Origin of the sequence: Azotosporobacter soli, assembly GCF_030542965.1 — a bacterium.
In the GTDB taxonomy this organism is placed as follows: Bacteria; Bacillota; Negativicutes; order SG130; family SG130; genus Azotosporobacter; species Azotosporobacter soli.
The window spans coordinates 288,691-301,997 of sequence record NZ_JAUAOA010000001.1; the positions used below are offsets into that span (position 1 = coordinate 288,691).

General features: G+C 55.0%; 14 protein-coding genes and 1 riboswitch. Of the genes, 11 read left to right on the plus strand and 3 right to left on the minus strand.

Going from position 1 to position 13,307, the window contains the following annotated elements; translation table 11 throughout:
* Positions 1 to 99: 99 nt before the first annotated feature.
* The 10 genes from QTL79_RS01285 to thiC all read left to right on the plus strand — a co-directional run bounded on the left by QTL79_RS01285 (position 100) and on the right by thiC (position 9,485).
* Entirely contained in the window at positions 100 to 708 is a 609-nt protein-coding gene (locus QTL79_RS01285) for a TetR/AcrR family transcriptional regulator (protein WP_346353118.1), read from the plus strand.
* Entirely contained in the window at positions 708 to 1,715 is a 1,008-nt protein-coding gene (locus QTL79_RS01290; protein WP_346353119.1) for an HlyD family secretion protein, read from the plus strand. Before QTL79_RS01285 ends, QTL79_RS01290 begins: the two co-directional genes overlap by 1 nt.
* Complete coding sequence (locus QTL79_RS01295) at positions 1,708 to 2,838, plus strand: ABC transporter permease (protein WP_346353120.1); 1,131 nt, start codon at positions 1,708 to 1,710, stop codon at positions 2,836 to 2,838. The genes QTL79_RS01290 and QTL79_RS01295 overlap by 8 nt, the downstream gene beginning before the upstream one ends.
* Positions 2,835 to 4,004 (plus strand): ABC transporter permease, encoded by a 1,170-nt coding sequence (locus tag QTL79_RS01300; protein WP_346353121.1) that lies wholly within the window; start codon positions 2,835 to 2,837, stop codon positions 4,002 to 4,004. Before QTL79_RS01295 ends, QTL79_RS01300 begins: the two co-directional genes overlap by 4 nt.
* A 103-nt stretch (positions 4,005 to 4,107) precedes the next feature.
* Positions 4,108 to 4,210: riboswitch (TPP riboswitch) on the plus strand.
* Positions 4,211 to 4,296: 86 nt separating this feature from the next.
* Positions 4,297 to 4,497: a sulfur carrier protein ThiS gene (gene thiS, locus QTL79_RS01305; RefSeq protein ID WP_346353122.1), complete on the plus strand. Its 201-nt coding sequence runs from the start codon at positions 4,297 to 4,299 to the stop codon at positions 4,495 to 4,497.
* Between the two features lie 2 nt (positions 4,498 to 4,499).
* A complete protein-coding gene (locus tag QTL79_RS01310; RefSeq protein WP_346353123.1) occupies positions 4,500 to 5,276 on the plus strand; it encodes a thiazole synthase in 777 nt (258 codons plus the stop codon).
* The gene (gene thiH / locus QTL79_RS01315) at positions 5,270 to 6,364 is read left to right on the plus strand and encodes a 2-iminoacetate synthase ThiH (protein ID WP_346353124.1); all 1,095 of its coding nucleotides are present in this window, start codon (positions 5,270 to 5,272) and stop codon (positions 6,362 to 6,364) included. Before QTL79_RS01310 ends, thiH begins: the two co-directional genes overlap by 7 nt.
* Complete coding sequence (thiF, locus tag QTL79_RS01320) at positions 6,361 to 6,987, plus strand: sulfur carrier protein ThiS adenylyltransferase ThiF (RefSeq protein WP_346353125.1); 627 nt, start codon at positions 6,361 to 6,363, stop codon at positions 6,985 to 6,987. The genes thiH and thiF overlap by 4 nt, the downstream gene beginning before the upstream one ends.
* Positions 6,988 to 6,989: 2 nt before the next feature.
* Positions 6,990 to 8,042 (plus strand): thiamine phosphate synthase, encoded by a 1,053-nt coding sequence (locus QTL79_RS01325; RefSeq protein WP_346353126.1) that lies wholly within the window; start codon positions 6,990 to 6,992, stop codon positions 8,040 to 8,042.
* A 141-nt stretch (positions 8,043 to 8,183) separates the two neighbouring features.
* A complete protein-coding gene (thiC, locus tag QTL79_RS01330) occupies positions 8,184 to 9,485 on the plus strand; it encodes a phosphomethylpyrimidine synthase ThiC (protein ID WP_346353127.1) in 1,302 nt (433 codons plus the stop codon).
* A 50-nt stretch (positions 9,486 to 9,535) separates the two neighbouring features.
* Here thiC and cuyB read toward each other — a convergent pair whose 3' ends face one another.
* Positions 9,536 to 10,285: a cysteate racemase gene (gene cuyB / locus QTL79_RS01335; RefSeq protein WP_346353128.1), complete on the minus strand. Its 750-nt coding sequence runs from the start codon at positions 10,283 to 10,285 to the stop codon at positions 9,536 to 9,538.
* 102 nt (positions 10,286 to 10,387) lie between these two features.
* Positions 10,388 to 11,278: a LysR family transcriptional regulator gene (locus QTL79_RS01340; RefSeq protein WP_346353129.1), complete on the minus strand. Its 891-nt coding sequence runs from the start codon at positions 11,276 to 11,278 to the stop codon at positions 10,388 to 10,390.
* A 160-nt stretch (positions 11,279 to 11,438) separates the two neighbouring features.
* Between QTL79_RS01340 and QTL79_RS01345 the strand changes: the two genes are divergently transcribed.
* Positions 11,439 to 11,864 (plus strand): universal stress protein, encoded by a 426-nt coding sequence (locus QTL79_RS01345; RefSeq protein WP_346353130.1) that lies wholly within the window; start codon positions 11,439 to 11,441, stop codon positions 11,862 to 11,864.
* 158 nt (positions 11,865 to 12,022) lie between these two features.
* Here the strand turns inward: QTL79_RS01345 and QTL79_RS01350 are convergent, their stop codons facing one another.
* Positions 12,023 to 13,306, minus strand: a complete 1,284-nt coding sequence (locus QTL79_RS01350; RefSeq protein WP_346353131.1) for an O-acetylhomoserine aminocarboxypropyltransferase/cysteine synthase family protein — start codon at positions 13,304 to 13,306, stop codon at positions 12,023 to 12,025.
* Between the last annotated feature and the right edge of the window lies 1 nt (position 13,307).

Here is a 13,307-nt window from a genome sequence, read left to right on the forward strand (position 1 = left end):
CGAAACACCCCTTCTTCTTCTTTTATTGACAAGCCTATTTTTTCGCGCTATACTAACGACCGTTAGGTAGTTTTATAATAGAAAGAAATCAGGTGTATCATGAACGCAACCACGCTGAAAGAAATCGCACTTGCTCATTTTGCCGAAAAAGGCTATGACGGTACCTCACTCTCGGCGATCGCAGCCGACGCCGGCATCAAGAAACCTTCAATCTATGCCCATTTTCCCAGTAAGCTGGATCTTTTTTTGGCGATCGCACGCGACTTCAAAGCCGATTACGTCACGTGTTGGCGTGAGGCGCTAGAAAGCAGCGCAAACCTGCCGCCCGACCGGCGTCTCGGTTCCTGTTTTCAGGCTCTCAGCCGCCACTATATGCAGGACCGGATAAAAATGGCTTTTTGGATCCGTCTTTGGATGTTCCCGCCGACGGAGATCGACGCTGAAATTCGCCATGAACTGCAAAGCGTCAACGGCGACTACGTCAAAGAAGTGGAACGAATATTTCGCCAAGGCCGCGCCCAGGAGATTTTTCGCGCCGGAGCGGCGACGGCTTTTTCCCACGCCTACTTCTGCCTCCTGGACGGCTATCTGATGCGGGCGGTCTGCTTCGCGGACTTCAATTACGCGCATGCAGGCGCTCAGATCTGGAACTCCTTTCTCGAAGGCGTGCTTGAGCAGCCTAAAAACAACAACGAGGTGAAAAGATAATGAACCATTCGATACGCCGTTCCTTCAGCCTTCTGCTCTGCCTGCTCTTCTTCGCCTCCAGCCTCTTCGGCTGCGGCAATTCTTCGACGGCACAGGAAGTTTGGGGCCGCGGCGACGCGAAAGAAATCGACATCACATCCAAGATTCCCGGCCGCGTCGTCACGCTGCTGGTCAAAGAAGGCGACCGGGTCGAGCAAGGTCAACTCTTGGCCCGCATCGACAACCGCGATATCGCAGCCAAAGCCGGCCAGGCGCAAGCGGGCATCCAGGCCCTCGAAGCGCAGCTTTCCCAAGCAGCCACGGTCACCAATCTGCAGGACCAGACGCTAAACAGCAGCGTACAGAGCGCGCAGGCCATGCTGGGCAAAGCAGATGCAGATCTGTCCCTGGCGACAAAAGACTATGAACGTTTCAGCAAACTGGCGCTCGACGGCGCAATCTCACAACAAGCACTCGATAAATACCAAGCCCAACTTCAAGTAGCCCAGGCAGCCCGCAATCAAGCTGCCGCTTCGCTGAACGCAGCAGAAGCAACTTTGCTCCAGGGCCGCGCGAACCGTGAAAACGAAGCCGCGCTCAAGGGCAAGGTCAGCCAGGCGCAAGCCAGCCTGCAGGAAGTGAACGTCAATCTCGATGAAACCGAAATCCGCGCACCGTTCAGCGGCATCGTCACCGCAAAATACGTCGAACAGGGCGCGATCGTTTCCACCGGCATGCCGCTCGTCGCGTTGCAGGATCCGCTCGACAACTGGGTCAACCTCAAGGTCAAGGAAACCGAACTCGGAGGTTACCAGCTCGGCCAGACGCTGCAGCTGGAAGGACGCGATCCCGGACTCAAGCTGGAAGGCAAGATCATCGATGTCAGCAAAAAGGCCGAGTTCGCCACCTATCGCGCCACGAACGAACGAGGGGACAGCGACATCATCACCTTCAACGTAAAAATCCAGATCAATTCGGAAAAATTGCGCCCCGGCATGCGCTTCCGCATCGTAGGGTCGCATGTCTAGATCAGGTTGGTTCGGCGGTTTCAAGGACGAACTGCGCCATATCTTTCGCCGTCAACCGAAGCTGGCGCTGCTGCTGTTCGGCGTCCCTCTCTTCTGCAGCCTGGCCTTCGGTTCCGTCTACGGCGGCAACGTCATCAAGAACATTCCGACCGTTGTCTATGACCAGGATCAGACCAAGGTCAGCCGCGCCTTGGTGCAGGCCTTTGCCGATTCGGAGCGCTATGACATCGTTCTTCAGGTAGACAGCCAGGAAGAGCTCGAAAACGCGCTGCAGGAAAACGCCGCTTTGGCCGCGCTCAGCATCCCGCCTGCTTTCTCCCTCGACATCAAGAGCAATCGGGCCTCGCAGCTCCTGGTGACGAGCAGCAGCGACAACCTCTTGTACGCGAATGCGATAGCCAGCACGAGCCAGGAGATCATCCAGACTTTTGCAGCCGGCGCTGCCGCCAAACTGCTCGAAGTCATCGACGAGCAGCCGGATCAGGCGCTTCGCAACGCCGCTCCGCTGCGTCTCGGCATCCGCCTTTTGAACAACCCGACCTCCGCCTATAACTATTTCATGCTGCCCAGTCTCGGCGCTCATACGCTGCAGCTCGGCATCATGCTCGCGACCTGCGGCGTGATGCTGCGCCAGCGCCAACGCCGTGAAGGCGCGGTTTCTCTGGCGGGTCGTCTCTGCGCGTATTGGCTCTGTTCCTTCATCGCCTATCTGTCTTATCTGACTATGATCCACTTCGTCTTTGCCATTCCGATCCGCGGCAGCCTATGGCAAATCGGTCTTTTGGGCTTTACCTTCACCGGAGCGTTGGTCAGCGTCGGCAGTTTCTTCTCTTCCGCAGCCAAGGACGAATTGGACGCGGTACGAAAACCGATGCTCTATATCATGCCGGCCTCGCTTTTCAGCGGCTTTAGCTGGCCGTTCATGGCGATGAATGATTTTTCCTATATCTTCTCCGCTTTGATGCCGCTGAGTTACTGCGCCGACCCGCTGCGCGACCTGCTGCTGGCCGGTTATACTCCGGTATTCTGGCAAAGCATCGCCAGCCTGCTCGCGTTCGCCGTCTTCTTCCTCTCGACGGCCTGTCTCTTGCTGAAACGTAATTCGAAGGAGGTGGCGTCATGACGTTGCGTCAACTGTTTTGGCGAGAACTGAAACAGATCTTCCTCGTAGACCGACAACGAGCCGTCTTCCTTTTCGGCGCTTCGATCATCTATGCTTTGCTCTTCGGTACGCTCTACCACAGTCATGTCATCAACGACATCCCTCTGTTGGTCTACGATCAGGATCAGTCCAAACTCAGCCGTCAACTGATTCGCGCGTTCAGCGATTCGGAAAAATTCCGCCTGGTCGCAGAAGTCAGCTCGCAGGAGGAAATGGAGGAGGCGCTCAGAAACAAGACCGCCGTTGCCGCATTGGCGATTCCGGCCGATTTTTCGCGCGACATCAAGAGCGGCCGTTCCGCAAACGTGTTGCTTGATGCGAACGGTGCGAACATCACGCTTGCCAACCCGATGATCTCCGCCACACAGGAGATCGCGCTCGGTTTTTCCAGTCAGATCGGCGTCTCTTTGCTCGAAAGCATCGGACAGCTGCCCGGTTCGGCGCAGAGCAAAGCGCTGCCGCTTTCCTACCGCCTGCGCATCCTTGACAATCCGACGCTCAGCTATTCGAATTTTTTCCTGCTCGGTCTGGCGATGACCGCCTTGCAGCAGGGCCTCTTTCTTTCAAGCGGCGCCGGAATCCTTTATGAGTTATCCGACCGCCGTCTCTTGAAGCGCATTTCTCCCGGACGTCTGCTCTTCGGCAAGCTTATCCCCTATTGGCTTTGCGGCCTATTCGCCTACGCGCTGACGCTGTCGCTGATCGTCTTCGTCTTCCATCTTCCCTGGCGGATCGGTTTTGGGCCGCTCTTCGCATTCGGCGGCGCTTTCATCTTTGCGGTGCTGATGCTGGCCGCGCTGTCAGCCAACCTGTTTCAGGACGAAGTGAGCTTCACGCAATTTTCGCTCGTTTATTCCATAAGCTCCTTCATCTTTTCCGGCTATGTCTGGCCGCAAGTCGCGATGATCAACGGCGCACAATATCTTCACTACCTCTTTCCGCTCAGCTATTTCGCCGCACCGCTGCGCAACATGGCGTTAAGCGGGCATGCGCCGCAGCTGGGACAGCACATCCTCACGCTTTTCTTGCTGGGCGCGTTATTCGGCGCCTCTGCTTATCTTCTGCTGCGTCGCGCCGCGGCCAGTCAGACCGTGGCCGTTGTCAGCGAAGAGCGACTTGCCGCTTAGCAAAAATTAGTCATTGCTGATTTTATTTTTTCCGCCTTCTGCCGAAAACTCTTTACATGACTTCTTGTTTCAGACTATAATCGAATCAAACAATTCTATAGGTAAACACAGCTGGGGGAGCCGCAAGGCTGAGAGAAAACGAATGTTTTCGACCCTTTGAACCTGATGTGGTTAGGACCACCGTAGGGAAGCTGCCAGCGCGCCTGGGTCAGGGAATCACGAAACGCTGTCAAGCTTGTCTGCAAAGACAGGCTTTTTTTATTTGCCGATTATTCTGCAAGGAGGTAGCTTTATGAACATTACATTGAACGGCCAGTCCGAAGTATTGACAGCACCCTGCTCGCTCTATGATTTCTTGCGCGCAAGAAATCTGGAGCCCGCAAAAGTAATCGTCGAACATAACGGCAATATTATTCCGCAATCCGACTGGAGCACATTGCTCTTAAAGGAAGAAGATCATTTAGAAGTATTACGTTTCGTAGGAGGAGGCTAAGCATGATGGAACCTTTACTGCTTGGCGGACGCGAATTAACGAGCCGCCTTTTTATCGGCAGCGGCAAATATGCCGATGACGCACTGATCCCCGATATTGTCGCCCGCTCCGGTTCTCAGGTCATTACCGTCGCATTGCGGCGCGTCGACCTTTCGAATCCTGATCGCAACATCCTGGCGCATATTCCCGCCGATGTTCAATTGCTGCCGAACACATCCGGCGCGCGCAACGCCGAAGAAGCGGTGCGCTTGGCACGTTTGGCCAAAGCGGCCGGCTGCGGCGACTGGATCAAGATCGAAGTGATTTCCGATCAAAAGTATCTGCTGCCGGATGGCTTTGAAACGGTAAAGGCCACGGAAATTTTAGCGGCAGAAGGCTTTGTCGTTTTACCCTATGTCAGCCCCGATCTGATGGTTGCCAAGGCTCTTGTTAAAGCTGGCGCCGCCGCGGTCATGCCGCTTGGCGCTCCGATCGGCAGCAACCGCGGGCTGCAGACAAAAGAACTGATCCGTATTTTAATCGAAGAAATACCGCTGCCGATCATTGTCGACGCCGGAATCGGCAAACCGTCGCAGGCCTGTGAAGCAATGGAAATGGGGGCTGCCGCCTGTCTCTTGAACACGGCGATCGCGAGCGCTTCCGATCCGCTTTTGATGGCCGAAGCGTTTGCACATAGCGTAATCTCCGGTCGCCAGGCTTATCTGGCGGGCGCCGGCAGCATCCGGCAATATGCGAGCGCCTCTTCGCCATTGACCGGCTTTCTGGAAGCATCATGCTGACGGGCTTCGCGCAGGAGTATCGGCGCTATCAAAGCATTTCCTTTCAGGCGACAAAAGAGCAGGTCGAGCAGGCATTGCATAAGTCTCAGTTAACGCCGGATGATTTTGCCGCCTTGCTCTCGCCTGCTGCAGAAGCCTATCTTGAAGCGCTGGCGCAAAAAGCGCATCAACTGACCGTGCAGCATTTCGGCCGCACCATCTTGCTCTACACGCCGCTTTATCTTTCCGATTATTGCAGCAACCGCTGCCTGTATTGCGGTTTCTCCAGCCAGCAATTGATCCCGCGCCACCATTTGCAGCTCGACCAAGTCGAGGCGGAAGGAAAAGCGATTGCCGCCAGCGGCCTGCGCCACATTTTGCTGCTGACCGGCGATGCGCCCAAGTTAGCCAGTCTTGACTATTTAGCAGACTGCCTGAGAATCCTTCGGCCCCACTTTGCCTCGCTGGCGCTCGAGATCTATGCGCTGGATACAGAAGGCTACCGCCGTTTGGCATTAGCCGGAGCCGACCAAATGACGATGTACCAGGAAACCTATAACCCGGTTCGCTATGCCGAAGTCCATCCGTCCGGTCCAAAGCGGGATTACCACTTCCGTCTTGCAGCGCCCGAAGCGGCTTGCCAGGCCGGTATGCGCGGCGTGAATCTCGGCGCTTTGCTCGGCCTTTCTGCCGACTGGCGAAGCGATGCGTTTTTCACCGCACTGCACGCCCATTATCTGGTGCAGCGCTACCCGGAAGTGGACATCAGTCTTTCTTTTCCGCGGCTGCGCCCGCATGGCGGTACATTTCAAGCGGCAGTCGACGTAAGCGACCGCAATCTGGTTCAGTTTATCCTGGCCAGTCGCCTCTTTTTGCCCCGCTCCGGGCTGACGCTGTCGACGCGCGAATCGGCAAATTTACGCAACCACTTGCTGCCGCTCGGCATCACGAAAATGTCGGCCGGTGTATCGACCGCGGTCGGCGGCCATACCGGTGAAGGCGAAAGCGGCCAGTTTGAAATCGCCGACCGGCGCAGCGTAGCTGAAATGTGCAGTTCGCTGCGCGAACATGGCTACCAGCCGGTCATGAAAGATTGGGAACCGTTATGAATGAGTTTGAAGAGGGACTAGCCCATTTTTTCACGGCGCATCAATTGTCCGCGATCCGTCAGACGCGCATCGCGATAGCCGGTGCGGGCGGCCTTGGTTCCAACGTCGCAACGCATCTGGTACGCAGCGGTTTTCGCCGGCTGCTTTTGATCGACTTTGATGTGGTATCCGCCAGCAATCTGAACCGACAATTTTATTTCAGCGCACAAATCGGCAAAAGTAAAGTACAAGCATTGGCCGACAATCTTCTGGCAATCAACCCTGATCTTGAGTTGACGCTTCATAATAAAACCGTCACTAACGACAATATTGCTGCTTTATTTGCTGAGTATGAAATTATCGTCGAAGCGTTTGACCGCGCTGAAAGCAAGAAAATGCTCAGCGAGTTTTGCCTCAAGCATACTCGTTTGCTGGTTGCCGCATCGGGTCTTGGCGGCTGGGGCAATACAACGTCAATCAAACCGCATCGCTTGCGCGATAATTTTTACGTTGTCGGCGATTTAACGAGCGAAGTTGGCGTGACCTGTCCGCCGCTCTCGCCGCGTGTTGCGATTGCCGCTGCGACGCAGGCCGATCTGGTGCTCAGTTTCGTATTGGAAAATCACGTCGCACGGGAGGAATGAAGATGTCCGATTCAGCCATTTACCGTATTCTCGATGCCAATCTTAATCGTGCGGCGGAAGGTTGCCGCACGCTGGAAGACATGGCCCGCTTCCATTTGGAGGCCAAAGAGCTTACGCAGCGTTTGAAAACATTTCGTCACCAAATTCGCAATCAGGCCGCCGCACTGGAACAGCAATTGCTGACCGGACGAAATGCAAGCGGCGATATCGGACTCCCGCTCTCACAGCAAATTTGCTCCGACAAACGGGATAATCCCTTTCAGGTTTCCGCCGGAGCCAATAAACGTATCCAGGAGGCGCTGCGCGTAATTGAAGAAAACCTGAAACTTGTCGGCTGCTATCCGCTGGCTAAGGTTTATGAAAGCCTGCGTTATCAGTCCTATAGCCTGGAGCAGGATTTCTCGGCGGCGCTGCAAGGTAAACTGCGGCGAAGAAAGCTGCCGTCCGGCTTATACGGCATCACGGCGCAGGAACTATCGAACGGACGCGATAATCTGAGCGTGGCGCACGCAATGCTGGAAGGAGGCTTGCGCATCCTTCAATACCGGGAAAAGGATAAAGCGAAAAAAGAGCAATATGAGGAATGTCTGCAGCTTCGCCGACTGACGCGCGACTATGACGCCGTCTTTATCGTTAACGATCACGCCGACATTGCCTTGGCGGTCGAGGCTGACGGCATACACATCGGCCAAGGCGACATGCCGCTCGAGGCAGTGCGTCGTTTGGTCGGCGAACAAATGCTGCTCGGCCTGTCCACCCACTCTCCAGAGCAGGCGCAAGACGCGGTGCAACGCGGCGCAGACTATATCGGCGTCGGCCCGCTCTTTGCCACCAAAACGAAGAAAGACGTTTGCGCACCGGTCGGTTTCGACTATCTTGACTACGTCGTCGCCAACATTTCCATTCCGTTCGTCGCGATCGGCGGCATCAAAGAAAGTACGTTGCCGCAAGTCATCGAACGCGGCGCCTACTGCGCCTGTCTGGTCAGCGACATCGTCGGCGCTGACGACATTAAAGGAAAAGTCCAAGCGCTGCAAAAGCTCTGGCAGGAATAAGAATGCCTACGGCAACAGCGAGTTTTAACACGAAGAGGGGAAGAAGTGCAAAGACACGAAGATTTTTTCTTCCGCCCTTCGTGTTGGTCGTTCCCAAGCTTCGCCATAAAAGATATTTTTATAAAGCAGAGGAGAAATGACATGATGTATACTACGCAAATGGATGCCGCCCGCAAAGGAATTATTACCCGGGAAATGACGCGTGTGGCGGAACGGGAGCAAATGCCGGCGGAAACGCTGCGCCAATTGGTCGCCGAAGGTAAGATCGCGATTCCGGCCAACAAAAACCACGTCAATCTCGATCCGTCCGGCGTCGGCCAGGGACTCAAGACCAAGGTCAACGTCAATCTCGGCGTATCCAAGGACTGCTGCAACCAGGAGATTGAACTGGACAAGGTTCGCGCCGCGATCGATCTGAAAGCCGATGCGATCATGGATCTGAGCTGCTTCGGCAAGACCAGCGATTTCCGCCGCCGTCTGGTGGAAATGTCTCCAGTCATGCTCGGCACCGTACCGATGTACGACGCGGTCGGCATGTTGGACAAAGATTTAAAGGACATCAGCGTCGATGAGTTTTTCCAGGTCGTCGAAGCGCACGCCGCTGACGGCATTGATTTCATGACGATTCATTGCGGCCTTAACCGCGCCACCGCCGAGCGTTTCAAAAAGAATCCCCGCCTGACCAACATCGTCTCGCGCGGCGGCTCGATTCTCTTCGCCTGGATGGAAATGAACCAGGCCGAAAATCCGTTCTACGAGCATTATGACCGCTTGCTCGACATCTGCGCAAAATATGACGTGACGATTAGCCTCGGCGACGCCTGCCGTCCCGGTTCGATTCACGACGCCACTGACGCGTCGCAGATCGAGGAACTGATCGCCTTAGGCGAGCTGACAAAACGCGCCTGGGCCAAGAATGTCCAGGTCATGATTGAAGGCCCCGGTCATATGGCGCTGAATGAAATCGCCGCCAACATGACGCTGCAAAAGCGCCTCTGCCACGGTGCGCCGTTTTATGTCCTCGGCCCGCTCGTCACCGATATCGCGCCCGGCTATGACCACATCACCAGTGCGATTGGCGGCGCGATTGCAGCCGCCAACGGCGCGGACTTTCTCTGTTACGTCACGCCGGCCGAACATTTGCGTCTGCCCGATCTTGACGACATGAAAGAAGGCATCATCGCCTCACGTATCGCGGCGCATGCCGCCGATATCGCCAAAGGCATTCCCGGCGCACGCGACTGGGACAATGCGATGAGCGCCGCGCGCGCCGCGATCGATTTCCCGCGCATGCTTGATCTGGCGATCGATCCTGTCAAACCGCGCCGCTACCGCGAAGAGTCGAAACCGGAAAGCGAAGACACTTGCACGATGTGCGGCAAGATGTGCGCGATGAAGACAATGAACACCATCCTCGACGGCGAAGACGTGAAGCTGCGTTAAACACAAACGCGGCGTACGAATAAAAACAGAGGCTGTCTCTTTGCAGGCGTTTACTCCGCCTGGCAAGAGACAGCCTCTCTTCGTTTATCATTCGAGCCCAACGGCTCGATCCGCCCGCTGCGCGCCGCCTCCACGGCAGCTTTCGCCAACAATAGTGTCGGGTCGATCGCCTGCAGCCGCTTCGTCAGGTAAGGAAAGAGCAACGGTATTTCCGTACAGCCGCCTATATATCCCTCCGCGCCGTTGTCCGCTTGCCGTTCCAAGAGTCTGTTCAAATCGGCAAGGCAAGCATTGTCCGCCACATGTCCGGCCTTGACGCCTTCGATCGCCCGCGACACGAGCGCCTGCTCTGCTGCGTCCGGCAAGATAAGCTGCGCTTCATTTTTCGCAAACGCCTTTTGATACAATCCCGTATTCACGGTTGCCGCAGTAGCCAGCAGCAGCAGTCTGGCGTTTTGTTCTTTGGCGGCAGCCTGCGCCGTCAGCTCTATCATGTGCAAAAGCGGTACTGTAATCTTCTTCTTCAATGATTGATACCAATAATGCGCCGTATTGCAGGGCATGATTAAAAAGTCGGCGCCCGCTTTTTCTAAACAGCGCGCCGAGCGAACCATTTCTTTTAGCGGATCTGTCCCATCTGACAACAACGCTTCGATGCGCGATGGAATTTGCGAATTGTTATATACTAAAACCGGCACATGCTCCTGATCACAGCCGGCCGGCGTAACGCCGACAATTTTCATCATTAAATCTGCCGTCGCAAGCGGCCCCATGCCGCCGAGAACTCCAATCGTAAGCATATGCTTTCCCCCCGTCTTTTCGCCTGTCTTCAGCTTATCAAGAATCGGCAGATAAGTGAAATCGAGAGATTGCATATGCTTATTTAAAAAACTGATAAAGCATTAGAGCAGCGCTTTCAGACTTTCCGGCGCGTCGACCGCAGCGGCCAATTCCAGGAGCAGCGCATAGATTGCGACGCTGAATTCTTTTTTTCGCAGATGCACGAGCGAAATTTCCAGTTCCAACGCTGGCCCCTGCACCAGCTCGACTAAGCGTCCTGCTTCAATGTCATCCTCAACCAGTGTCCAGGGCAGGTACGAAACGCCAAGCCCCGCCAAAACGGCTTGCCGCAACGCCTCGGAATCACTGTATTCGATATGCGCCTGCCACTCTTCTTCTACGGCCTGTTGCAACAACGAGCGGAAGACCGAGTTTTCCGTGTAGTTGATTAACGGATATGCGCTGATCACTTGGTTGGCATCCTGATTTTCCAGCCACTGCGCGGCGGCCACCCAAACGACCCTTTCACGCCAAATGCGATGCTGCTGTAACTGCGCTAATTTGTTGTTGCCGTGTATAAAGCCCAAATCATAACGCTGTTCCAATACACCGGTCAATACGTCCGCCGTGTTCATGCATACTTCCACCGATAAATATAATTCCGGCAGCTGGCTTTGGATCTTACGCAGCACCGGCGGCAGATAATAATTGATCATTTGCGTCGATACGCCGAGGCGCAAACTGTCGCCGCCATGCCCGAAGACCGTCATCGCATTTTGCGTTTCTTCCCACAGACTCACGATGCGTTCGGCGTAGCCGACCAAGTTTCGTCCCGCCTCCGTCAACGCAAGGCGCTTGCCCCGCCGTTCAAACAAAGCCACCTTGAACACGTCTTCCAGATTGCTGATTTGCGCCGTGATTGCAGGCTGCGAAAAACTGAGCTGTTCGGCTGCTCTGGTAATGTTGAGCAGTCTGGCTACCAATAAAAACGTCTTTAAAAGACGGATATCCACTTTCCTTCACCTCCGCTTCCTCTTTTCTGCACGCGCGCTTCGCTTCCCTGCCGCAGCGTTTCTTTTTACATTCACTTCTTTATCTTCCATATTATTGAAGGAACTTTTTCTTCTTCGTCGAAGTCTTATTATAATAGGAGAAAAAAGGGGGTTCAGTGCTATGTCGTTAAAAAAAATCATCCTTGCCTATGATGCCTCACCCAACAGTAAAAAGGCTCTCGATTGGGCGATCAATCTCGCGAAAACCACTGCCGCCTCGATTCATGTCATGGTTGTATACGACCGCAGTTTTCAACAGATGGATATGATTAATATGACCATGGAACTGGAAAAGACCTTTATCAACAGTTTTGAGGAAGAAGCAGCTTCCGCCGTCACTTACTGCAAGGAAAAAGGCGTCGCTGCAACAAGTGAAATCGGTGAAGGCAATGTCGCCGACGCAATCATGAAAAAAGCGACCAGCCTGAACGCCGATCTGATTGTCTGCGGTACGCGCGGCCACGGCGGCTTTGCCAGCCTAATGCTCGGCAGCGTCGCTCATGCTTTGGTCACTTACGCAAAAATCCCGGTCGTGGTCGTAAAATAAGTTTTCTTAATTTCTCCCGCGCAAACGTTCTTAGTGCGGGCAACACCATTTTAAAATGCAGCGCAAACGTTCTTAGTGCGGGCAACACCATTTTAAAATGCAGCGCAAAGGGCTGTCTCAAGAGGGAATTCCTCTTGAGACAGCCCTTTCTCCATTTCTTAAACCGTCGCCAACGCCGCTCTCAGATCAGCCAGCAAGTCTTCGATCTCTTCAATGCCCACCGAAAGACGGATCATGTCGTCCGGCGCGCCGGCCGCCGCCCGCTGTTCGGACGTCAACTGCGAATGCGTCGTGCTGGCCGGGTGGATAACAAGCGATTTGGCGTCGCCTACATTCGCCTCCAGTCCGAACAAACGCAAGGCGTCAATGAATGTTTTGCCCGCCTGCAGACCGCCTTTGATGCCGAATGTCAGCATCGCTCCGGCGCCTTTGGCGAGATATTTCTGCGCCAGGCCGTGATACGGGCTGTCCGCCAAGCCCGGGTAGCTGACCCACGCCACCTTCGGATGCGCTGCGAGGAATTCCGCAACCTGTTGTGCGTTGGCCGCGTGCTTGGCAACGCGCAGCGACAGCGTCTCGAGCCCCAAAAGAAGTAAAAAGCTATTGAACGGACTGAGGCACGCGCCGAGATCACGCAGGACCTGCACGCGCAGACGCCCCAGGAAGGCTGCCGCGCCAAAGGCCTCGGTCGGTTTCAGCCCGTGGTAGCTGGGATCGGGTTCGCTCAGGCTGGGGAACTTGCCGTTATTCCAGTCGAATTTTCCGCCGTCGATCACGACGCCGCCCATGGCCACGCCATGACCGCCGATGAATTTTGTCGCCGAATGGATCACGATATCCGCGCCGAAATCAATCGGCCGGCAAAGGTACGGCGTGACGAACGTCGCATCGACGATCAGCGGTATTCCGTTGCGGTGTGCAATCTCCGCCAATGCTTCTATATCGAGCACGTCAATTTTCGGATTGCCGATAATTTCGGCAAAGATCAATTTTGTTTCGGGTTTGATCGCCGCCTCGAAACCGGCCAGATCGTCCGGAGAAATAAAATCGACCTTCACGCCCTGACGCGGCAGCGTATATTTGAACAGATTGTAGGTGCCGCCATAAAGGGCGGAGGAACTGACGACATGATCACCGCTCGCGGTGATGTTGCTGATCGCGCCGTAAATTGCTGCATGGCCGGATGCAAACGCCAACGCCCCGACGCCGCCTTCCAGCAAAGCAAGACGCTGTTCCAATACATCGGTCGTCGGATTCATGATGCGCGAATAGATATTGCCGCTTTCCTGCAGCGAAAATAAGCGCGCCGCATGATCGCTGTCTTCAAAGCGATAGGCGACCGATTGATAGATCGGTACCGCCTGTGCCTTCGTCGTCTTGTCATAGTCATATGCGCCATGCAGCGCCTGAGTGGAAAAGCCTTGTTGTCTTTCGTTACTCATC